Here is a 22,108-nt window from a genome sequence, read left to right as displayed (position 1 = left end):
AGACACGCCAAGTAAGCTAAAAAAGGCAAGATAACAAACGTATGGAAACGAAATGACGACGAATCAGATTGAATTCAATATAGCGCCAGTCGCGGAATGCAGCGTTTTGGTGACCTTGACGCTATCGCCTTCAAATAATCAATCTAGCGCCGAATATGCGCATTACATGGCTCACTTTTCCGATGCCATTCGCCAAAATTTAGCATCTGTGTTGATGAATGTGACACCGGCTTACCACACAATATTGGTCGATTACCTACCTTACCGCATATCAGAACAGCAGCTCATTGAACAGCTCAATAATTTGTTGAGTCATGCTCTATCGTCCTTTTCTAGTGTTAATAAAACTCGTAATACGATTGAGCTTCCTGCCTATTACTCACCAGAAACGGCGCTCGATTTAGACCGATATCAAGACAGAGGCCTATCTCTGGAGGATATTATTCAATATCACACCTCACAGACATACAGCGTTAGTGCGATTGGGTTTACGCCTGGCTTTGCGTTTATGTCTGATGTGGTTAATGAGCTTGCTTTGCCCCGCCACTCGACACCACGCTTAAATGTGCCCAAAGGCAGCATCGCCATCGCGGATACTAAAACAGCTGTGTACCCTTCGGATTCACCGGGCGGTTGGAATATTATTGGCAATTGCCCACTTCCGTTGTTCGATCATAGCCAGTTGAAGAATGCCGATATCACGCAAAGACCACTGTCTCTGCTTAATGTTGGTGATACCGTCCGTTTCATAGCGATTTCAAAAAAAGAATTTGTAGAGTTAGGTGGAGGCATCGTAAATGGCTAAGACAAAAACTAAACCAACACTGACAGTGATTAAGCCCGGCCCGTTGAGTTTGATTCAAGACTTTGGGCGATTTGGTGTTGCTCATCTTGGATTAACGCAAGGTGGACCGGTTGATGACTACTCTTATAGCTGGGCCAACCATCTATTGGGCAACCCAGTCAACCAAGCGGCGTTGGAAATCACGCTTGGGCAATGTGCGTTACGAATCGATTTTGATTGTGAGATGGCACTATGCGGGGGTGATTTACAAGCGAAACTCGATGGTAAACCACAGGCTAACTGGAACACTTTTCAAGCTTTTAAGGGGCAAGTTCTCTCATTTGGTTTGCCTAAAAATGGTCTAAGGGCGTATTTAGCCATTAAGGGCGGTTTCGATGTTCCATCAACTCTTGATAGCTGCTCTACAGTCACTCGTGAAAAGATTGGTGGATTAACGCAAGATGGCGAGCCATGCCAGCAAGGGCAACAAATCGCTTTTACCCAACACCAACTCTCTCATCCATTTAAAGCGTTGAGTGTTACCTTCCGATACACGCCTGATTACAATCTACCCGTGAACCTACGAGTGATTGAAGGCTATCAAAGCGAGCTATTCTCCGAGTCAGCAAAAGAGACTTTGTATAACGCGCAGTATCACGTTGACCAAAACTCAAATCGGATGGGTTATCGACTCAGTGGCGAACCCGTCGACTCGCCTGACATTTCGCTATTGTCAGAAGGCATTGCCTTAGGTGCGATTCAAATTCCACAAGATGGACAGCCTATCGTGCTGCTTAATGATAGACAGACCATAGGTGGTTATCCGAAGATAGGATGTGTCGCCAGAATCGATTTACCACGCTTGGCGCAAGCAAAACCTGGACATGCGATATCGTTTAGCAAGGGCGATCGCTTGGGCTTACAAGATGTTTGGTGCCAATGGGCTCAGTTTTTCGGCTATTAGTTTTTGCGATGTGTTATGTGCTAAATGCTATGTAGCTGAGAATAATCAACTAGGAAGATGTCATTTAGATGAGGTTCGGTATCTAAGCAGATGTTGAAATGAAGATTCGGCTTACCTATTACAGTAAGCCGAATTGAAGAAATTAAACGCAGTCGATGATGATAGACTAATTATAGGCTATTAAGCGTGATCTTGACCTGACACCTTGGCAAGCGCTTCTGGGTATCCACGTTCTTGTGTCAAATCTATCGCTCTGTTTTCAATATCATTTAGATTAAGTGACATTGTCACTGAGTGTGTGTCTTCAATAGATGCCGCCTCTGATACATCAAACCATTGCTCAGCGACCTTTTGTGCCGCTTCTAATGTTGAAGAAGCTTTTACTACTTCAAGTCGAGCATAGCGATCCCCACAGAATGAAACGTCTGAAGCTCTTAAGCTTGGATCGGTTCCCGGAATCTGTTGTGCACCAAACAAAGGTTTACCACCGACCAATGCAGAACTGAAACTTGGGATGAACTGAGACATATGCGTTATTGCCGCGCGAGTTCTTAATTCAAGCTGATCTTCACTCCAACCCGATACGATTTTCTTAAGCAGCTTCGAAGGCAACTGTGGCTGTGACGAGTCTGTTGACGATGAAACAAGCCCACCCTCAAACAGAGTAATCCCTTCTGTCATGCCGTGAAGTTGGAACACACCATCAGCATACGGCGTTAATTGCGCCATGCCTTGCGGTGTGCCTCTCGGGCCATGGAAGATAACTTCTGGCCACTCTTCCTTACATTCTTGCGAATATGGCCACTCTGTAACGTATGCAGCTTTAAACTCAACAAGTCTTTGCTGCTTAGAGCCAACAAAGTCATCTACGATACCCGTTTCAAACCCACTCGCATTAATCAAGTAATCGGTCGTTAGTTGGCAGCTTTGGTTTTCGGCATCGGTATAAGTCAAAGACCAACCTTGACCTGTCGACTCAACAGATTGTAATCGGCTGTTGGTTAACACAGTACAGTTAGCTTGTTGCCCCAAAGAGAGTTGAGCGGTCGCAGAAAGTCGGAATACGCTCCAGCCATACTCTTGGACCATCGCAACAGGATACTTTAGGGTCTCTAAATCCGTATGCTTGGCGAAAGGAATACACCAATCATCAAGCGATGTTGGTTTCAGAGGCTGTGTTTTCGCAGAAAGTGCTAATAAATCTTCTTTGCTGTACAGCTTATAATACTCTTCCGGATCACCGAGCACTTGGTTGCTTTTATCTTGTTTAACAAGATCGGCATAAGCGCTTTTGATTATCTTGAGACGAGGAAGCAGATCCAACGGCTCTCCACCATCACTGTGCGGAACGGCGATGATTGTCGGACGAATATTGATCGTATGAGGGAATAAGCGGACGGTATCAATTGACTGTGTGAGCAATTGAAGACACTGCTCTACAGAAATATCTCGATACAAATTGCCGCCAGCGTGCAGGTGGCAAATTGGTGGACCATTAACCAAACTCGGCCCTTTTTCTAAGATAGTGACCTTAAAACCCAACTCACTAAAGTGAATCGCGCTCGTTGTTCCGGCAATACCACCACCAACAATGGCAATAGAAGGTTGATTTGTATCCGTTTTGTTGTGGTTCATCGTGTTCTGTAGAATAAGATTAACTGCCTCTATTCTACTTTTGTTCTGCGATGAATTAAAACACATTTTTATCAAGGTCTTAGATAGGCGGGATTTAATATCTATGTAAAAAACATAAATAATCTCTTGACTCAATAACTCCAGATAGGGTTTTAAAGGTTATTCTAACAGTCAAATTTGTCCTAAGTGACGCCACATAAAGGCTGCCTCAGTACTCTTAAAACATAGCGGTTAACTTATCCCTAAAGTTATCCACCGTTTTTGTGGATAACTGTTGATAACGTTCTTGCTAAGTTGCGCAAACCCTTTGTTTACAGGGACTAACCGCTGTTCATTAAATCGGCATTATTGGGTAATTAGTTTTAAAAAATGCTAAAAACAGTGGAATCTAAGGTGCGATATTTTTTACTTATGCTACCGGTTGGTTAAATAAAAAACGGTCTAAAGCGACGTATTATAAATAGTGCATGACTAAGTATAAATAATCTCACTTTTAGACCGTTTTAAGCGCTTGGCTAGATCTCGCTAACGACTAGCCAAAATCCTTGTTTACTGGTGCCAACAAACGTTTGATTAAGCTATTCACTACCGCGGCTAATGTGATGAACGTTAGCACCGGTAGCGCTATCCACAACATCGGGTGAAGTGAAGGTTGTAACTCAAAACCAAAGTTCATCACTCCTGCCACGCTGAGCTCAGAACCAAGGGCTGCAATTGAGCCTGCGACTAACGCCATTAAACCGTACTCACACCAAATAGTATTGAGAATTCGCTTCTTACTCGCGCCTAATGTTCGATACAAGCGTATCTCTTGTTGTCTTTGAGATAAGCTCAATCGCAATAGAGTGAAGATAAGCAACAGCCCCGCCACCACACCTAACGCCGCAAGTACGGTAATCGACCAAACAATCTGCTTAAGCAACTCTTGGATCTTGCTACCCATCTTACGAATATCCATCAAACTCACGGTTGGATGATTTCGAGAGAGTTCGTTGAGCATCTGATTGTGTTGTTCTTCTAATCTGAAGCTCACTAGCCAAGTAGAAGGGATTGAACTCAAGACATCTGGAGTAAAAATGAAGTAGAAGTTCGGCTTCATTTCTCGCCACTCGACTTTGCGGATGCTATTCACCTTGGCAGAAACATTCTGGCTGTTGATTGTGAATGACAGCTCATCGCCAATCTTTAGATCCAGTTGCTCCGCGACATCCGATTCTACAGATACGCCATGCTCTTGTGTCCAGCTGCCTTCTAATACTTCATTGTACTTAGGTAAGCTATCTCCCCAAGTGAAGTTGATCTCACGGCTTAGTGCGTCTGTTTCGCCTGAGGTATCGCTGTATTCCGACGCTTCAACACCGTTTATCGTCGTCAGTCGTCCTCGGATAATTGGAAACGCTTGAGTACGCTCTACTTCGTTTGCATCAATCGTCTCGAGATAACTGTCTTTCTCATAGCTTGCAATGTTAAGTGCAAACGCATTTGGTGCGTTCTCGGGTAAGGTTTGCTGCCAATCTGACAGTAAATCACTTCTTACCAACCAGATGATAGACAGCAACATCAGTGAAAGCGCTAAAGAGCCAAATTGAATCCCCGTCGCTAAAGGTGTGCGATTAATTCTGCTCAATGCTAAACGCATAGACGTAGATGTCGGCAACTTGCCAACCAAACGCAGAACAAGCGTACTAACGACCGCAAGTACTAAGAACAGGCAAGCGATACCCGCTAGAACTATCCATACCAATAGATTGTCGCCATACATCAGCATCATTGGAATAATCGGTACCAGTAACAACAAATATTTCTTGTAGCTTTCATTGGACTGGTGACTTGATTGGATAACGCTGATTGCCGAGGTATTGACCAAGCCAATTAACGGGATACCAAGAGCAGGAACACCAATTAAGATGCTTGATAAAATCGCCAAGATTGCAGGTTCAATACCATAGCTAGGAAGTGGCGTTGGTAATAAGTCACCCAGAGGTATACGAAGCAAAAACTCTAAGCCGATACCGATAGTTATTCCCAGTACTGCACCGATAACCACTAATAAAGATACCTGTACAGACAACCATTTAACGATCCACTGCTTGCTTGCACCCAAACTCTTAAGCATCGCGATGGTTTTACGGCGACTCGCAACATAATGTTGGCAAGTGAGTACCAAAGTGGTCGCAGCCATGATCACAACAATAGCAACGGTTAACGAAAGATATTGAGTCGTGCTTTCGAACATGTCGTTAGTACGGCTCGCAGAATCTTGAGTACGCCAGCGATCGCTTGGTGTTAATTCTACGCTGTCTTGCGCGGCTTGCAGTTTTGTATCATCACCGTTGAGAAACAGCCTAAAACTAACACGACTGCCCGGTTGAATCGCTCCCGTGGCATCAATATCGCTTGTATGAATCAGAACGGCTGGCATCTGTTGGAATGGGTTAAAGCTTAAGCCTGGTTCTTGAGTGATTCGTCCAGTTATCGCTAAATCGGCATCGCCAATAGTGACAACGTCACCAATCTCAACCTCTAACTGTGCAAATATACGCTCGTCTAACCAAAGTTCCCCTGGCTCAACATGGTTACTTGATGCTTTATCAGCACCCACTAAGATCATTTCACCGCGTAATGGATAATTACTTTCAACCGCTTTCACCGTCACTAACTGCATCGAGTTGTCACTGAATGCCATGGTTGAAAAACGAGTCAACTGAGAGCTTTCTAACTGTTCAACTTGAGTGAGGTCTAATAAGGATTGTGGAACTGGGTTTGCTGAGATAAACACGATATCGGCAGTAAGCGCATCTTTGCCCTGCTTAACAATTACCTGCTCCATACGTTCGGCCAACGCCGACAATGCAAATACACAAGCAATAATAAGCGTTAAAGCGATTGAAACTGGCCAAAGCTGACCGTGTCGAATCTCTTCGATACTCCATGAAAACAGGCGTTTATTCAGTCCGTTTGATGAATTCAATTTAGACTTCCTCTATCTGACCGACATGCATCTTGAGTGTTCTTTGGCAACGTTGTGCAAGCTTAGGATCGTGTGTCACCAAAACTAAAGTTGTGCCGTGGGATGAGTTCAATTCAAACAACAACTCAACAATTTTGGCTGCCGTTTGTTGGTCTAGGTTGCCTGTGGGTTCATCGGCAAAAAGAATTTTTGGCTTAATCATAAATGCGCGCGCCAACGCGACCCTTTGTTGTTCACCACCAGATAGCTGCGACGGTAAGTGATCAAGCCTGTCTTTCAAGCCTACTGATTCAAGCAGAGCAGTCGCGCGTTCGATGTCTTCGTCTTCTCCCTTTAACAAACAAGGTAACGTGACATTTTGTAGCGCTGAAAGACTTGGAATTAACAAGAAGCTTTGAAATACAAACCCTACCGATTCACTGCGGATCTTCGCTCTTGCCTCGTCATCAAGCTGTGAAAGTGGCTGTCCTAATAAACTGATTTCGCCTTTCGTTGGTACATCAAGACCAGCAAGCAGCGTCATTAAGGTCGATTTACCCGCGCCAGACGTGCCGACAATCGCGACAGTTTCGCCTTCACGAATATCGATATCGACGTGCTCTAGGATTGTTAAATGTTCTTGATTAGTAGACACTGTCTTCGAAACAGCTTCTGCTTTAATGATGGATGTATGCATGACTCGACTAATTTCCTTTTTATTCTTTATTTTATTTTCAACCGCTTCTTTGGCTCAAGATACCCGCTTAGATTCTAAGTTACTGGTCCTTGGTGATAGCCTGAGTGCTGGTTACAACATGGACATCAAACAGAGTTGGCCAAGCCTGTTACCAGACGCGTTAGCAAAGCATGACAAAACGGTAACCGTGGTTAACGGGAGTATTTCTGGTGATACAACGGGCAATGGTTTAGCCCGCCTACCACAATTGCTTGAAGAACATGCTCCAGACACCGTTCTTATCGAACTTGGTGCGAATGATGGACTTCGTGGTTTCCCACCTAAGCTGATGTCTGCAAATCTTGAGCAGATCATTGAGCAGATAAAAGCTGCGGGCGCCAAACCTATAATGATGCAGATTAAAATCCCACCAAATTACGGAAAGCGTTACAACCAGCAGTTTGAATACGTTTTTGCAGCGCTTGCTGATCAACAAAACGTGCCACTTTTGCCGTTTTTCCTAGAGCATATCATCCTCAAACCTGAGTGGATGATGAACGATGGACTGCATCCAAAACCAGAAGCTCAACCTTGGATTGCTGAATTCGTCGCCGAAGAATTATATCAGTATCTTTAAGTTTTAATGGTCTAGCTCAATAAATTTTACACAGCTTTACGTTAGCCTGAGTGCATATCACCGTTAACTGTAAGGTTATTTATGCTGATCGAACCTGTTATCAAGGGTGTGGTAGCCAAAAGCGCTCACCCTCTTGGCTGTCAAGAAGCCGTAAAGCAACAAATCAAGTTTGTTAAGAGTGCGCCGCAAATCAAAGATGGCCCTAAACGAGTACTGATTATCGGCGCTTCCTCAGGCTTTGGCCTTGCCGCTCGTATTGCCCTTACCTTTGGCGGCGCAAAAGCTGACACTATCGGCGTCTCATTCGAGCGCGGTCCAAACGAAAAATCCCTAGGTAGTGCTGGTTGGTACAACAACATCTACTTCAAAAAAGAAGCCGAACGAGAGCAACGCACTGCTATCAACATCGTTGGCGACGCATTTTCGCAAGAAACACGCTCACAAGTTGTCGAAGCCATTGAAACCTACTTCGAAGGTGAAGTGGATCTGATTATCTATAGCTTAGCTGCAGGCGTTCGTCCTAAACCATATTCCGATGAGTTTTGGCGCTCTGCCACCAAACCTATTGGTGAAAGCGTAACTGGCGCAACCATTTCTCTGGAACACGACAACTGGGTCACCAACACGCTTGAAGCCGCGACGGAAGAAGAAGCCGAAAGCACACTCAAAGTGATGGGAGGCGAAGATTGGGAACAATGGATAGATGAGCTCATCAACGCAGAATCTATTGCTCCGGGTTGTAAGACAATCGCGTTTTCTTATGTGGGTCCAGAAGTCACACATCCTATCTATTTAGACGGTACATTGGGACGCGCTAAGATCGACCTTCACCAAACCAGCCACGCTCTTAATCTAGAGTTAGCTAACTTTGATGGCAACGCTTACGCGGCGGTATGTAAAGCCCTAGTCACTAAAGCGAGCGTTTTCATCCCTGGATTAAGCCCTTACTTACTTGCTTTGTATAAGGTGATGAAAGAGAAAGAGACCCACGAAGGTTGTATCCAACAAATGCAGCGTCTGTTTGGCAGTAAACTTTATGGTCAATCCAAAGTACCACTTGATGGTGAGCGATTGATCCGTATGGATGATTGGGAATTAGACCCAGAAACCCAAGCGCACGTAACTGAACTGCTAGAAAAGATGGACGAAAATAACTTCCAAACCTTAGGGGATTACCAAGGGTTTAAAGAAGAATTTCTACAATTAAATGGGTTTGCTCAACCATCGGTAGATTATAGCCAGAAACTTAATACAGAAAATTTTATAAAGTTAAAGCCTTAATCTAAAATTATCTCATTACTGAGACCCGGATTCACATTTGAAAACCTCTGCATAATTGCGGAGGTTTTTTCGTGCAACATTTCTTATACTTAGTTAACGTAAGATTCACAGTTTTCTTTGGTTCATCATAATTAACACAGGATGTGTTGATGCATTTAGCATAATTGACTCGGAGTCATATGAAGAAAATAAAAACTCTCGATTTAGATATCCCAGACGATATGGAGCACGGTTGGCAGAATATTGTCGACCTCTTAGCTCAAATTACTCAAGTGCCCGCAGCACTAATCATGCGTGTTCACGCCAATTACATTGAAGTTTTTTCAACCAGTCGTAGCGAGAACAACCCATACAACAAAGGTGATTCTGAAACGCTGGGGAATGGGCTGTACTGCGAAACAGTGATGGAAACTCAACGACAGCTTCTTGTGCCTAACGCGCTTGCCGATCCTAAGTGGGACAACAACCCAGACATCAAACTCGGCTTAGTCTCCTATTGTGGTATTCCATTACTTTGGCCTAACGGTGAACTGTTTGGCACCATTTGTATCTTGGACTCGAAAGAGAATCACTACACCCCTACTTATATCAAACTGTTAGAGAGCTTTCGGACTTCGATTGAATCTCAGCTTAAAACCCTATTCCAACACGCCAAGCTTACCCAAATGAATCGCGACCTAAAAAACCGCGTTTACAATCGCACTAAAGATCTCGCGAGCCTTAATTACTCGTTGAATCAAGAAATTGATAAACGAAAAGCGGCTGAACAGAAGATTAACTTCCAAAAGAATCACGACCTCGGCACCGGCTTTTTAAACCGAAACGCATTTGAATCTCGCTTAAACCACAAGCTACTGTCACAGAGAAGGCTGACAGACAGCTCATTTGCAGTCGTTCATATTGGTTTTACCAACGGTAGACGCATACAAGCACGCTACGGCTATAACGCGTTAGACCAAGTGCTTGTTGAATACCGAAAACGCATCGACTGTATTTCTGATATCGATGTATTAACTGCACGCCCTACTTCGGTTGACCTCGTATTGGCGTTTAGCGTTAAAGGTTTACACCATCGCCTTGAAGAACTTTGCCAGACGCTCGTTAAAGTTGGTCATTCAGAATTCGACATCGAAAGTGACAAAGTGCATTTGCACGCGTTTATTGGGATTGCAATTACGAACGACGAAGATGACGCGGAAAGCATTCTGCAGAAATCTTCTGAAGCGATGTTAGCCTGCAAAGATTCAGGACAAAAGTTCGCTTACTACTCTCAATCCCATACCGAAGAACAAACTCACATTAATAAGATCGAAGGCTATTTGCTTCAAGCCGTTCGTAATGATGACCTTATGCTCTACTTTCAACCCAAAGTTAGCCCGTTGACGCATCGCTGGGTCGGTGCTGAAGCTTTGCTTCGTTGGCGACATCCTGTTTTGGGTGATATCTCTAACGAAACCCTGATCCACATGGCTGAACAAAACGGTTTGATTTTCGAAGTGGGCAGCTTTGTTTTACGCAATGCGATTGAAAAAGCCAAAGAGTGGTCCGAATACGTTGAAGATTTCAAGATGGCTGTGAATGTGTCTGCAATTCAACTCAAGAACGTACACTTTGCGGAACAAGTGGTTCACCTACTCGAAACCTATCATTTAGAGCCTCGTTTCTTAGAGCTTGAAGTTACGGAGAGTGGACTGATAGCAGATGAAGTGGTTGCCAAGAATACCTTGGGATCTTTGCACGATATTGGCGTTACATTGTCACTAGATGACTTCGGTACGGGCTACGCCTCCTTCAGTTATCTGAAGAAGTTCCCATTCGACACCATTAAGATTGATAAGAGCTTTATCGACCAAATGCTCAACTCACACGAAGACTCGGAAATTGTTCGTTCTATTGTCCAAATTGCCAAAAAGCTCGACTTAAAAGTGACGATTGAAGGCATAGAAACGGAGGTTCAGGAGCAATTTATTATTAATGAAGGCTGCGATGTGGGCCAAGGTTACCTTTACGGAAGACCAATGCCGAGCCAAGAATTCGAACACAGCTTAATCAATCAAAACTATTTGGGGACAACTCGTTACGCTTAAAGCGAAAAAGAGCAGTTAGTTTTGGATTTAGGCCTACTTTCTCTTTACTCTAAAGGTGGTGATTTTTATAATCGCCGCCTTTCTGTTTTTATCTTTCCCCTTATATAGGCATTCCTCGTTATGGATCAGTTGACTGCAAAGCTTAAAAAGCTCGAAAAACAAAACTACCGTGCATATCAACAAATTAAAGGTCAATACGACTTTGCTGATTTTGAATTACACATCGACCACATCCAAGGTGACCCATACGCGTCAGCCTCTCGTTTTCGTGCAACGCGCGCGTGGTCTTTGACCGGGTTAGATTGGCTGAAAGAAAAATCTTACGAATACCAAGTAGCCGCTCGTGACTTTATCGCACGTAGCTTCTCTGAGTTCGCGAAACAAGAGTCGACCGTTTCTATCGCGCTGACGGGTCAAACCGTATTAGACAACACAGCTGTTGTATTCACAGACCACGGCATCGAAATTCGTTTCCGTATTAATTTACCAGCTGATGGTCGTAGCATTCTTGCTAAGAAAGCGAACAACATCATCACTTTCTACTTACCGAAGTTTATTCGTCGCGCGACGCTTGAGCGTGAGTTAAACATCGATGCAATGATCAAACATTGTGAAGCCGTTGAAGACCAAGAAGCGCTGCGTGCTCAATTGGATGAAAACAACCTAGCCGCTTTCGTTGCAAACGGCAGTGTGTTACCTCGTATCGCGGGTAACTGCGACCTTCCAATGAAAGACGCGGTACCTTTCGCGGCTCCAGAATCATTGAGTGTTACGTTAAATACTCCAAACCAAGGTGACGTGACCGGCCTAGGCATTCCAAAAGGCATTACGCTGATCGTTGGTGGTGGTTTCCATGGTAAATCGACACTGTTGAACGCCGTTGAACGTTCTATCTACAACCATATTCCTGGTGACGGTCGCGAAGGCATTGTAACTGCGATTGATACGATGAAGATCCGCGCTGAAGATGGTCGATGTGTGCACAGCTTGAACCTGTCAAACTACATCAACCATTTACCAATGCAGAAAGACACATCTGACTTCAGCACACAAGATGCGTCAGGTTCTACGTCTCAAGCGGCTTGGTTACAAGAATCGATTGAAGCCGGCGTTCAAACTCTACTTATCGATGAAGATACGTCAGCGACTAACTTCATGATTCGTGACGAGCGTATGCAAGCGCTAGTGTCAAAAGGCGATGAGCCAATCACACCACTTGTCGACCGCATTGGTCAGCTTCGTGAAGAGATGGATATCTCTACCATTGTTGTAATGGGTGGCTCTGGTGATTACCTAGATGTCGCGAACACTGTGATTCAAATGCACGACTACCAAGCGGTAGATGTGACTGAAAAAGCAAAAGACGTGATTGCTCAGCACCCTACTCAGCGTACTAACGAATGTGAAACTGCTTTAGAAACGTTTGTACCGCGTTCATTGAACCGTGCTTCACTGATGAACATTCTGACTGACGGTAAATTCCGTGTTAATGCTAAAGGCAAAGAGTCACTGCGTTTTGGTAAAGAGTTTGCAGACCTTTCTGCGCTTGAGCAATTAGAATCACCGTCTGAAGTGAATGCGATCGGTTGGGCTTGGTTCCAATTCGCACAAACTCCAGGTTGGTCAAACAACCCTGCTAAAGAGTTTAACGCTATTTTAGAAAACGAATGGCACGCTAACATGCCTAACTACGGTGACCTAGCGAAACCAAGAACGTTAGATGTGATGGCTGCTCTGAACCGTATGCGTAAATCTCAGTTCAAGCCTTCGAACTGATTTCGTTAAATATCGGATTTATTGTGCTTCTAGGTTTTTGAAGTTTTAATCTTCTAATTTACTAAAGCTTCTAAGCCACTAAATAAGCAAATTAACCTTCTACGGCTCTCATTCTGAGGGCCGTAAATTTATCTAACCTCTTTTGACCTAACCTCTAGTGTCGTCAAAACTCTTGAACTTTATAAATTCATAAAACCAATCTTTACATCAATTACTTATCATCTTTTGTAATGAGAAAATTAAAGGCACTGTTTACCGCCATCTAATGCTGTCGATCCCTCAAAACATGACACAGCTTTTACAAAACCCTAGTGATATTCAGATAAAGTCCCGATTCGACAAGTGTAACCAAATGTAACAGACCCTTGAGGCTTCAATGAATCATAAACGCGTTAAGATGCGTGACCATAAAATCGAAGTGAACCTATTCAAAAACCGCGTAATCGTCGCGTTTTGTGGGATCTTGATGTTCACTCTTGTCTTAGTCGGCAATCTATACCGACTTCAAGTTGAAAATTTTAAAAGCTATCAAACTCGTGCCGATGGCAACAGAATCAAAGTATTACCTATCGCCCCTACTCGTGGACTTATTTACGACCGTAACGGCGTGTTGCTTGCAGAGAACAAGCTTGTCTTTGATCTAACCATGATTCCTGAGCAAACCGATGATGTCGATGCAATGCTCACCAAGCTAGACAAATATGTCCCCCGTGATGCAGAGCAGATCGCTCGTTTCAAAAAACGCTATCACAACACCCGCCGTTTTAAATCTGTGACTATTCTAGAGAACTTAACGGAGGAAGAGATCGCCAAGTTCTCCGTGCACCAGTACCAGTTCCCCGGCTTATCTATCGATACCAGCTTAAAGCGTTTTTACCCGAATGGTGAGGTGCTTACCCATGTTCTTGGTTACGTGGCGCACATCAATGATAGCGATCTCAGAAAGCTTGAAGAACAAGGGATAGAAGCGAATTATCAAGCTACAACAATCATAGGAAAACTGGGTGTTGAACGTTATTACGAAGATATTCTGCACGGCACCAAAGGTTATCAAGAAGTCGAAGTAAACAGCCGTGGGCGAATAGTCCGAACCATTGAGTACGTGCCGCCAGTAGCTGGTAAAGATATCGTGTTAAATATTGACCTTGAGCTGCAAAAATACGTCTTTGAGCAACTTGATCACCGAACTGGAAGCGCGGTTATTCTCGATCCGAAAGACAACAGCGTGTTGGCGATGGCATCAAGCCCGAGTTACGACCCTAACCTATTTGTCGACGGCATTTCGAGTAAGAACTACCAACGTTTATTGAATGATCCGGCTCACCCGTTGGTTAACCGCACCACTCTAGGCGTTTATCCTCCTGCCTCAACCGTTAAACCATTTATGGCTGTGGCAGGACTGCAAGAACATGTCATCTCTGAAGATACCATCCGTAACGACCATGGCGTTTGGAGAATTCCTGGCTCTAAACGAAACTCTAAATCGTGGCGTGACTGGAAACGTTGGGGTCACGGACCTGTCGATGTCACTCAAGCCATTGAAGAGTCGGTAGATTCATTCTTCTATCAAACCGCTTTCGATTTGGGTATTGACCGAATTTCAAGTTGGATGAACCGATTTGGATTTGGTGAACCGACAGGCATTGATATCTATGAAGAAAGTACCGCCAACATGCCGACTCGAGAATGGAAGATGATGCGTTATCGCACCCCTTGGTATCAGGGTGACACAGTTCCGATTGGTATTGGCCAAGGTTATTGGACATCGACACCTATGCAACTTGCTAAAGCAACGTCAGTATTGGTTAATCATGGTAAGGTGATGCCACCTCATATCTTAAGAGCCACCTTAGATCACGGTGAAGATTTCAGTACACAACAACTTGTCGAACCGGAGCCAATGCCCTCAATCACCGAAGTACCGGATAGAATTTGGGATGTGCCAATCAATGCGATGCGACTCGTAAACCACGGTAATCGAGGCAGCGGCAGACGTGCATTTAAGGGAACTGAATACACGAGCGGCGGTAAATCAGGAACTGCACAAGTCTTTGATCTTGCGAAAGACCAGGTCTACAACTCGAAGAAACTCGCTAGACACTTGCTTGACCATGCGCTTTACACGGCTTTCGCACCGTATGAACACCCTGAATATGTCGCAACTGTGGTTATTGAACACGGTAACGGTGGCTCAAAAGTTGGTGCGCCTTATATCCGTAAAGTACTCGACTATGCCTTTGAACATAAAAGTGGTGAGAGCAAAGATCACTCCTAACACCAATAACTTAAGTCGCTACAGCACATAACGTAGTTACCCAAAACATAACGTAATAACGACAAAGCCCCACTTGTGTCACTCACAATGTGGGGCTTTCTGTTTTAGGGTTCTAAGCAATTAGACAGCTAAAAATGCCTGTCGATTATGAGCTTCTTAATACATGCCATGCTTCACAGAGCGTCTGAAATTTTGCGGTGTTGCCTTCGTCTCTGTCCGGATGCCATCTCAATGCCAGTTGTCGCCAACGTTTTCTAATTTCATGGTGTGTCGCGTCTAAAGGTAACTCAAACAGGTTCAATGCTCGACTTCGATCCATATCGAGTTCATCACCACCAACATACTTTCTATACCGAGTCCAAAATTCGTTCAACAGCCTTTTGACTTCACCTTCATCCGCTTCATAGTTAACCCAATTAATGTAGTATTCTCGAAGTGGGTCTTGATGATCGATGCTGTGACTGCTTCCGTGATAACGACCATTCATCAATTCGATGTCCATCGCTTGGACTTGGAGCCAACCATCTGGGTGTAAGGTTTCTTGAAGCTGATAAAGCGCATTCATGATAAGGAAGTTCTTTTTAAACAACTCTTTCTCAGGCACAGCATCCAACACTGGCACAAACCCAAGATCGTTCAGATGAGCTGCCAATGTGTGTACTTTCCATCCGCTTGGCTTTTGCTTAAGCACTTCCATTATCGGCCAAAGCAATGGGTTTTCCATATGGCAATGAAAGTTTGCTCTCACATCTTGATAATTCGACATAGTTGACTCAGTTAGCTTCTCTGAATTAATGGATTTCTAGAACTGTGGATACTATAAGTAACCTGTTTCGCATCCGTTGCGTATCTTCTTTAATTGAAAGCGATTTTCTAAGATTTGTCGAGCTTAAGGACAAACAACTTTCTAACGTTTGGCTTAAAGGCACCTTTTATCGTCAAAACTGAGTACCATTTCGTTGAATACAACCATTAGGGCGTGTTGACCTTTCGCGGTTAAATTTTGTTCGAGATAAAAGCGTTTTAATCGCGGCGAGAGAGAAGTAGCCTAGTCATTCTAAGCAAATCTCCCTCAACAAAGAGTAAAACGCTTTTAGCCGAACCCTTCGGGCAGCGTTTGCTGGTCATTTCTACTACGTTATCGGCTTCTCATGTAGGCTAGCTACACATCAAAGCCTCTGCCTTGTATAAATACCCAGCAACTCGCTGCAAAAATCAGCTCGAAAGATCAACACGCCCTAGTAATAAAGCCGCAATTCTTTGGTACGGATACAAAAAAGGTCAGCGACTTAGCTGACCTTTCACATCTATCCCAATTTTAGGGACGAAGCATTGAACTGACTAGATAACGCCAAGCTCTCTTAGACGTTCCATTAGGTATTCGTTTGCTGTGTACTTTTCAGATAGCACTACTTCTGGTTTCGGGTGAAGGAATAGAGGCAAAGAGATACGAGACTTCTCTTGGCGTTCACCTGATGGGTTGATTACACGGTGAGTTGTCGATGGGAAGTAACCACAAGATGCTTCTTGAAGCATGTCACCGATGTTGATGATCATGTTACCGAAGTCACATGGAACATCTAGCCACTCGTCATTTTGAGCTTTAACTTGAAGGCCCGGCTCGCTTGCAGCAGGAAGAACCGTCAGTAAGTTGATGTCTTCGTGTGCCGCAGCGCGGATTGCACCTGGCTCTTCATCACCTTGCATTGGTGGGTAGTGAAGAACACGAAGCAGAGTCTGTTCACTGCCGTTGATCATTTCTGATAACGCAATAGAGAATTTCTCTTGTACTTCTTTAGGAGCATGAGCTTCAACCCAACCTAGCAGCTCTTGAGCAAAAGCATTCGCACGTTGGTAGTAATCTAGAATCTGTTCTTTCAGCTGTTCAGGGATTTGGCCCCAAGGGTATACGTGAAAGTACTCTTTGATGTCTTTTACAGTGTGGCCTTTAGCAACTTCAGACACTGAAGGTGGAAAATATCCATCTTGTGTTTCAACATTAAAGTGGAAGTTCTCTTTCTCTTCAGAGATGAAGAATTGGTACCAGTTTTCGTAAATTGACTCAACAAGCTCTTTCGGGATTGGGTGGTTCTTAAGAACACCAAAACCAGTTTCACGTAGAGAGCGAACAAATTGTTCTGCTGCGTCGTCAGCAAGGTAATCGACAGTTTCCAGTTTCATGACTTTCTTTCTTGTTATGTAGTAATAGAGCGATTTTAAGGATCGCTTTGTTGTAAATCAAACTTTTGTGAAACTCTAGCAACCGTTTGTCTAGATACTGGGCGATAACACCACTTTTCAACAAATCTGGTGATTAAGACCCAATTGAACACTGTTCATTATTGTGTAACACTATTAAAAACTTCGACGAGAGATCTTGATATGACAATCACGCCACTTGCTCAAAATCGACCATTGCTGTCATTGACGACGCTGTATCTGACTGTGTTTCTATTTTCAGCGTTCGCTCCCTCTTCAAGAGCGGTGTGGATTGCCGAAATTGTCCCAGCGCTCGCAATATTGGTGGGTATTTGGTGGTTATCAACAAAGCTCACCTTCACTAAGACAGCTTACGTTTTGATGTTTATCTGGCTGATTTTGCATACGATAGGCGCAAAATATACCTTCGCGGAAGTGCCATTTGATTGGTTCAATAACATGATAGGTTCAGAACGGAATAACTTTGACCGTGTCGCGCATTTCTCTATTGGCCTTTATGCTTACCCACTCGCTGAGTACTTGATTCGTAAAAAACTGGCTCAACCGGTGCTGGCATGTTTCTTTGCGCTATTTGCGATTATGAGTGTTGCTGCAGGTTATGAAATTATCGAGTGGTGGTACGCGGAGATCGCAGGTGGTGATGAAGGTATCGCGTTCCTTGGCTCACAAGGTGATATTTGGGATGCACAGAAAGATATGCTGTGTGATACGACGGGCGCAATTGTTTCGCTATTACTTCTTAAGCTTCAAGGGCGTGTCAGAGCTTACTGAGCTCAATTCTTTACTCTGAGTATCAAAAGCAACGTTGAAATGCCACACACAAACTGTGCTGTGGCATTTTTAGTTTCAACATTATTTTCTCGTTTATAATGATTGGTCGTTTCATCGTGACGGGTTATTTCATCGTTACCTTGCCACCAACAAACTTGTAGGCTGGCGTACCTCGAACCAAAGTGTCTCGCGCAAATTCAATCCCGCATTCAGGGCACACACATGGTTTTGTCGTGAAATCTTCAACGATACGCTCCTTAAAACATTTCACGAGTGCACCTTTGCCACCTTTCCGATACTTAAAAAGCTGCGTTTTACATTTGGCACAGAAAATCTGAACCGTCTTGGTCGGTTGTTTCTTGTTTGGTTTAGCCATAGAAGTTAATGATTGAACTCTTTATTTCTTAAGTTTAGGGGCGACAAGAACCAAGCTTATCCCTAGAAGTATAACGGTTGATGAGACTATAAATTGCATGGTGACAGGTTCAGATAACAATAATACACCACCAAGTGTTGCGATAACTGGAACAGAAAGCTGTGCAATAGACGCCACCACCGTATTCAGTTTTTTCACTACGTAATACCACAAACTATAACCGATACCAGAAGCCACAGAGCCCGATATAATCGCGTAAATCAAACCTTTCTCAGTGATAGACACTTGCGTTAACGCATTCGGTATCAAAACTAATAAGCTCAATGCCACAAGGATAACTAGCGAACTGAATCCAAAGTTAGCGGTGGTCGATTGCAGTGCGTTTGACGATTTCTTTCCTGCCAATGTGTAAATACCCCAACCAACTCCGGCCAGAGACATCAAGATAATAGAAACTAAGTCGGGTACTTGAGTCGATTCCGTTGGCATTAACAAGTAAACAAGCCCTGCCACAGATAACAAACACCCGCCCCACTCAATGAGTGACATTCTGTTGCCAGAAAGCAAGTGCGCGGCAATCATCGTAAATTGCACTGCGACAAACAACACCAGCGCACCAAGACCTGCGCCAAGCTCTAAGTAAGCAAACGAGAAACCAAACATATACACGAGCAGTGACAGTATTGATGTTAATTGAAACTGTGATTTGAGTTTTGCATATGCCGATGTGTTGTTTGTTAACTCACGTTTAGACTTAGATTGGGAAGATAACGTTAATAAAATCAGAAGCGTAAGCGCACCAGATAAGATGCGAACGATCGAAAAGCTCAAAGGATCAATCGTTTGATCCATTAAGGCCCAGCGACACAAAACTGAATTAGCAGCAAATGCCACCAGCGTAATAAATGTAACCATCAGAGTTTGCATCGTTTTTTCCTAAATGAGTTATTTGGTCCTAACTGAGTTTTCTTGGATTTCAATCAACGTCAGGCTTCACCCAAACTTGGCTAAAGTCGAACCAACCTAATGCATTACATTTCGCGTTTTGCAACGTACCACATTGATCTTTATTAACGCCTAACCAGCAATGGAACATCGGGATCAATTGATTGCTTTGGACCAGTTGTTTACCTAACTGTCGTGCTGGGAATTGCTCGAATTCACCAGAACGCCAACGGTCAATCATGTAACACCATTGGTCGAAGTCCTCTGCCGGGCTAGATTCATCAAGAAAACTGTAGTCCATTAACCAGCCAGCCAAGGCGTCGTCTCTGTTATTGGCGATGCCCATAGGGTTAATCCAAACATCAACATCATCGGCGTGCGGAGGATCGGTTTCGTAACCGTAAAGATCAACATCGACGTTGTATTGCTTCAGCACCGTGACAATCGCCTTTGCAAGCGTTGGGAACATTGGGTGTTGGCATTGATACGCTAATCTTATGGTAGGCTTCGAATCTGCTGGTGGACAAACGGGCACTTTTAACTTTATGTCATACCAACCGGGTTTTATCCCATAAGCGTGTAACACGCCCAAATCGATAACAGTCTCTTTTGGAATATGAACAAACAGATCCGCCGCATTCAACGCGTTAGATAAAAACTGTGCCCATGCGGGATCTTGTGCAATACCTTTCTTTCTATTGAGTAGTAAATACGTGCAGCCAGGATCGAGTTCTACTTCATCGCTATCGCCACGGTCGGCCATAACAGGCTTAGATAGGCTTGGGTAAACCATTGAAGAATAAGCCTCATCCACCACCCAAACTTCAACGCGATCAATTAACGGTCTAAAACCAAAGTACCCATTAAAAGCGGTTAACACGAGTTGTTTCTCGTCGTTCTTTTCAATGCGATAAGGTCCCGTTCCAATCGGTCGAATATCGTAGTCTTCACCACGTAAAGTGATCGGTAATGTGACTTTAGCGACCGATTCCGTTAGTGCGAGGGGAAAATACTTGTCTGGACGTGTGAGAAAAACATCTACTACACAATTTGCAGGTGAAGAGACATCTTTGATATGCGAAAACATGTTGAGAGGTTCGAGTGCAAGCAGTGTATCCACAACATGATTGGTTAACAGAGGTTCCCCGTTATGGAAACGAACACCGGGTCTCAAGAAGAATCGCCATTGGTAATCGCTAATCTGCTGCCACGAGTGCGCAAGATCAGGCTGGAGCTGATCGTTTTCATCCAAACGCGTTAGACCACTGAAGACTTGGCAGGCGATGTGTTGCTCTGAACGACGCATAGACTTTGTCGGATTAAGCATGGATAGCGGACGGTAATAAGGCAAACGAATAACTTGTTCGCCTTCTTGATACTGTACACCCAAGTAGTTTTGAATAACTTGGGTGAGTTTGGCAGCATTGTGATCAAGCACTGACAGCGCCTGTCCAATTTTGCCTTCTTGTAAATAGCGTCTTGCTAGGTTCTCGCTGACATCACAACGATTCTGTTTAAAGATAAGTTGAGATAACTTCCCTCGACCAGCTGCAGGTAACCATTCTACCCACCCTTCTTCTTCAAGCTTGTTGAGTACCATTCGGGCATTACGACGGGTACAACAAAGCACATCCGTGATGTCGTCGAGTTGAACATCAGAATCTTTACCATCGAAGTATTCAAACAGGGTTTCAAATTGAACGCGAAGTCTTGGGCTGCTCATAAAGAGGAAAACTTATTCAAAGGACATTGAATTCAGTTTCCCTATTTTATGGCGTAAAATCAATATTACTGACACAATTTTATTGTGAATTATGAGTACGACATCCTAAGATGTTATTCAATCTTAAGGGTTAAGTGCTTTTACTGTAAAGGATTACATTACATCGCAGCCAATTTCATTAGCGATTTCACGGAGTTGCTGTTCATCGTCTAATTTTATCGACCATTTACACTCAGAACCGTTAGCTGAAATAACATTTGCCCCTTTTCCGATCAATTGAATTGCGTCAACTTGAGCTTGCAAAGTGACTCTATGCTCACCATCTAAACGAACAACCAACTCATGTGCGGTTGCGATGACTTTTCCACTTTTAAACGTTATGACCATGGGCTTCTCGGGTTACTTCTTTAAATACGAATTGCTTGTTCTAAGTACTGATTACTTCTTCTAAAGACAAAACCAGCGTACGACTGCCTAGTCTGTTATCTTTTATGTTTCTTCACGGCAATAGTTAAGCGGCTGGTACAAACTAAGCGTTGACGATCATCAGTGATATTGATCTGCCATACTTGAGTAGAGACGCCCAAGTGAATAGGCTCAGCAGTACCGATGACATGCCCTTCACGCATTGACCTTACGTGGTTCGCATTGATATCGAGCCCAACGCAATAATAGCCTTCTGGTACGCAGAAGTTTGCAGCCAATGAGCCAAGCGTTTCTGCTAGCACAACCGATGCGCCGCCATGAAGCATACCCAGTGGTTGGTGCGTAAAGTGACAAACCGGCATGGTTGCCACCAAAGAGTTGTCATTTACTTCGGTGTAAACAATGTTGAGGTGTTCAATTAAGGTATTTTTTGAGGTCGCGTTGAAGGTATCTAGGTCAACGGGCTTTTTCCAAATACTCATGTGGGTTCCTTAATTATTGATCTTGTTATCGCGTGCATAGCTTTTTCTATATTACTGGCTGTTAGTTATCTTTCAGCCCTTAGTTATTACGCAAGTTGAT

18 protein-coding genes are annotated in these 22,108 nt (G+C 43.9%); 8 read left to right on the top strand and 10 right to left on the bottom strand.

Annotation, left to right across the window (positions count from 1 at the left end; translation table 11 throughout):
* Positions 1-52 precede the first annotated feature (52 nt).
* Positions 53-805, top strand: coding sequence for an allophanate hydrolase subunit 1 (locus tag AB4384_RS04690; protein ID WP_017071505.1), 753 nt, complete (start codon positions 53-55; stop codon positions 803-805).
* Complete coding sequence (locus tag AB4384_RS04685) at positions 798-1,748, top strand: biotin-dependent carboxyltransferase family protein (protein WP_372102572.1); 951 nt, start codon at positions 798-800, stop codon at positions 1,746-1,748. The genes AB4384_RS04690 and AB4384_RS04685 overlap by 8 nt, the downstream gene beginning before the upstream one ends.
* 180 nt (positions 1,749-1,928) lie before the next feature.
* Here AB4384_RS04685 and AB4384_RS04680 read toward each other — a convergent pair whose 3' ends face one another.
* The 3 genes from AB4384_RS04680 to AB4384_RS04670 all read right to left on the bottom strand — a co-directional run bounded on the left by AB4384_RS04680 (position 1,929) and on the right by AB4384_RS04670 (position 7,030).
* Positions 1,929-3,383, bottom strand: a complete 1,455-nt coding sequence (locus AB4384_RS04680; RefSeq protein WP_017060081.1) for an FAD-dependent oxidoreductase — start codon at positions 3,381-3,383, stop codon at positions 1,929-1,931.
* A gap of 532 nt (positions 3,384-3,915) precedes the next feature.
* Positions 3,916-6,354 (bottom strand): ABC transporter permease, encoded by a 2,439-nt coding sequence (locus AB4384_RS04675; protein WP_372128976.1) that lies wholly within the window; start codon positions 6,352-6,354, stop codon positions 3,916-3,918.
* A 1-nt stretch (position 6,355) separates the two neighbouring features.
* Complete coding sequence (locus AB4384_RS04670; protein WP_004730959.1) at positions 6,356-7,030, bottom strand: ABC transporter ATP-binding protein; 675 nt, start codon at positions 7,028-7,030, stop codon at positions 6,356-6,358.
* Here AB4384_RS04670 and AB4384_RS04665 point away from each other — a divergent pair.
* The 5 genes from AB4384_RS04665 to mrdA all read left to right on the top strand — a co-directional run bounded on the left by AB4384_RS04665 (position 7,029) and on the right by mrdA (position 15,065).
* Entirely contained in the window at positions 7,029-7,646 is a 618-nt protein-coding gene (locus AB4384_RS04665; RefSeq protein ID WP_017060079.1) for an arylesterase, read from the top strand. The genes AB4384_RS04670 and AB4384_RS04665 overlap by 2 nt on opposite strands.
* Before the next feature lie 81 nt (positions 7,647-7,727).
* Positions 7,728-8,927, top strand: coding sequence for an enoyl-ACP reductase FabV (fabV, locus tag AB4384_RS04660; RefSeq protein WP_372128975.1), 1,200 nt, complete (start codon positions 7,728-7,730; stop codon positions 8,925-8,927).
* Positions 8,928-9,106: 179 nt separating this feature from the next.
* Positions 9,107-11,014, top strand: a complete 1,908-nt coding sequence (locus AB4384_RS04655; protein WP_372128974.1) for an EAL domain-containing protein — start codon at positions 9,107-9,109, stop codon at positions 11,012-11,014.
* Positions 11,015-11,134: 120 nt separating this feature from the next.
* Positions 11,135-12,790 carry an ABC-ATPase domain-containing protein gene (locus AB4384_RS04650; RefSeq protein ID WP_017064599.1) on the top strand — a complete coding sequence of 552 codons (1,656 nt, stop codon included), beginning with the start codon at positions 11,135-11,137 and terminating at the stop codon, positions 12,788-12,790.
* Positions 12,791-13,166: 376 nt separating this feature from the next.
* On the top strand, positions 13,167-15,065 hold the full coding sequence (gene mrdA, locus AB4384_RS04645; protein ID WP_017060075.1) for a penicillin-binding protein 2: 1,899 nt from the start codon (positions 13,167-13,169) through the stop codon (positions 15,063-15,065).
* Between the two features lie 145 nt (positions 15,066-15,210).
* Here mrdA and AB4384_RS04640 read toward each other — a convergent pair whose 3' ends face one another.
* Both AB4384_RS04640 and AB4384_RS04635 read right to left on the bottom strand, forming a co-directional pair.
* Positions 15,211-15,831, bottom strand: a complete 621-nt coding sequence (locus AB4384_RS04640; protein WP_029235437.1) for a DNA-J related domain-containing protein — start codon at positions 15,829-15,831, stop codon at positions 15,211-15,213.
* A gap of 575 nt (positions 15,832-16,406) precedes the next feature.
* Positions 16,407-17,246 carry an isopenicillin N synthase family dioxygenase gene (locus AB4384_RS04635; RefSeq protein ID WP_372128973.1) on the bottom strand — a complete coding sequence of 280 codons (840 nt, stop codon included), beginning with the start codon at positions 17,244-17,246 and terminating at the stop codon, positions 16,407-16,409.
* A 201-nt stretch (positions 17,247-17,447) separates the two neighbouring features.
* Between AB4384_RS04635 and AB4384_RS04630 the strand changes: the two genes are divergently transcribed.
* Positions 17,448-18,056: a DUF2238 domain-containing protein gene (locus AB4384_RS04630; protein WP_017067299.1), complete on the top strand. Its 609-nt coding sequence runs from the start codon at positions 17,448-17,450 to the stop codon at positions 18,054-18,056.
* Between the two features lie 124 nt (positions 18,057-18,180).
* On the opposite strand, the gene AB4384_RS04625 is transcribed toward AB4384_RS04630, so the two are convergent.
* From AB4384_RS04625 to AB4384_RS04605, 5 genes are all read right to left on the bottom strand, one after another.
* Positions 18,181-18,432 carry a hypothetical protein gene (locus AB4384_RS04625; RefSeq protein WP_017060071.1) on the bottom strand — a complete coding sequence of 84 codons (252 nt, stop codon included), beginning with the start codon at positions 18,430-18,432 and terminating at the stop codon, positions 18,181-18,183.
* A 21-nt stretch (positions 18,433-18,453) separates the two neighbouring features.
* Positions 18,454-19,359 (bottom strand): DMT family transporter, encoded by a 906-nt coding sequence (locus AB4384_RS04620; RefSeq protein ID WP_372055038.1) that lies wholly within the window; start codon positions 19,357-19,359, stop codon positions 18,454-18,456.
* Positions 19,360-19,408: 49 nt separating this feature from the next.
* Positions 19,409-21,100: an SgrR family transcriptional regulator gene (locus AB4384_RS04615; protein WP_102394480.1), complete on the bottom strand. Its 1,692-nt coding sequence runs from the start codon at positions 21,098-21,100 to the stop codon at positions 19,409-19,411.
* 153 nt (positions 21,101-21,253) lie between these two features.
* Positions 21,254-21,487 carry a DUF3389 domain-containing protein gene (locus AB4384_RS04610; protein WP_017064605.1) on the bottom strand — a complete coding sequence of 78 codons (234 nt, stop codon included), beginning with the start codon at positions 21,485-21,487 and terminating at the stop codon, positions 21,254-21,256.
* A 95-nt stretch (positions 21,488-21,582) separates the two neighbouring features.
* Positions 21,583-22,008 (bottom strand): hotdog fold thioesterase, encoded by a 426-nt coding sequence (locus AB4384_RS04605; protein ID WP_017060067.1) that lies wholly within the window; start codon positions 22,006-22,008, stop codon positions 21,583-21,585.
* Positions 22,009-22,108: the final 100 nt, after the last annotated feature.

Source organism: Vibrio sp. 10N.261.51.A4, from assembly GCF_041471945.1.
GTDB classification, from domain to species: Bacteria; Pseudomonadota; Gammaproteobacteria; order Enterobacterales; family Vibrionaceae; genus Vibrio; species Vibrio crassostreae_C.
The sequence above is the reverse complement of the archived record's forward strand: the minus strand, read 5'-3'. Positions and strand labels throughout refer to the sequence as shown.

What these genes read in the sequence shown, in the direction of transcription:
- AB4384_RS04635 (WP_372128973.1), bottom strand. Translation starts at nt 17,246, where the DNA reads ATGAAACTGGAAACTGTCGATTACCTTGCTGACGACGCAGCAGAACAA.
- AB4384_RS04640 (WP_029235437.1), bottom strand. Translation starts at nt 15,831, where the DNA reads ATGTCGAATTATCAAGATGTGAGAGCAAACTTTCATTGCCATATGGAA.
- AB4384_RS04650 (WP_017064599.1), top strand. Translation starts at nt 11,135, where the DNA reads ATGGATCAGTTGACTGCAAAGCTTAAAAAGCTCGAAAAACAAAACTAC.
- AB4384_RS04620 (WP_372055038.1), bottom strand. Translation starts at nt 19,359, where the DNA reads ATGCAAACTCTGATGGTTACATTTATTACGCTGGTGGCATTTGCTGCT.
- AB4384_RS04655 (WP_372128974.1), top strand. Translation starts at nt 9,107, where the DNA reads ATGAAGAAAATAAAAACTCTCGATTTAGATATCCCAGACGATATGGAG.
- fabV (WP_372128975.1), top strand. Translation starts at nt 7,728, where the DNA reads ATGCTGATCGAACCTGTTATCAAGGGTGTGGTAGCCAAAAGCGCTCAC.
- mrdA (WP_017060075.1), top strand. Translation starts at nt 13,167, where the DNA reads ATGAATCATAAACGCGTTAAGATGCGTGACCATAAAATCGAAGTGAAC.
- AB4384_RS04610 (WP_017064605.1), bottom strand. Translation starts at nt 21,487, where the DNA reads ATGGTCATAACGTTTAAAAGTGGAAAAGTCATCGCAACCGCACATGAG.
- AB4384_RS04690 (WP_017071505.1), top strand. Translation starts at nt 53, where the DNA reads ATGACGACGAATCAGATTGAATTCAATATAGCGCCAGTCGCGGAATGC.
- AB4384_RS04625 (WP_017060071.1), bottom strand. Translation starts at nt 18,432, where the DNA reads ATGGCTAAACCAAACAAGAAACAACCGACCAAGACGGTTCAGATTTTC.
- AB4384_RS04630 (WP_017067299.1), top strand. Translation starts at nt 17,448, where the DNA reads ATGACAATCACGCCACTTGCTCAAAATCGACCATTGCTGTCATTGACG.
- AB4384_RS04665 (WP_017060079.1), top strand. Translation starts at nt 7,029, where the DNA reads ATGACTCGACTAATTTCCTTTTTATTCTTTATTTTATTTTCAACCGCT.
- AB4384_RS04680 (WP_017060081.1), bottom strand. Translation starts at nt 3,383, where the DNA reads ATGAACCACAACAAAACGGATACAAATCAACCTTCTATTGCCATTGTT.
- AB4384_RS04685 (WP_372102572.1), top strand. Translation starts at nt 798, where the DNA reads ATGGCTAAGACAAAAACTAAACCAACACTGACAGTGATTAAGCCCGGC.
- AB4384_RS04615 (WP_102394480.1), bottom strand. Translation starts at nt 21,100, where the DNA reads ATGAGCAGCCCAAGACTTCGCGTTCAATTTGAAACCCTGTTTGAATAC.
- AB4384_RS04605 (WP_017060067.1), bottom strand. Translation starts at nt 22,008, where the DNA reads ATGAGTATTTGGAAAAAGCCCGTTGACCTAGATACCTTCAACGCGACC.
- AB4384_RS04670 (WP_004730959.1), bottom strand. Translation starts at nt 7,030, where the DNA reads ATGCATACATCCATCATTAAAGCAGAAGCTGTTTCGAAGACAGTGTCT.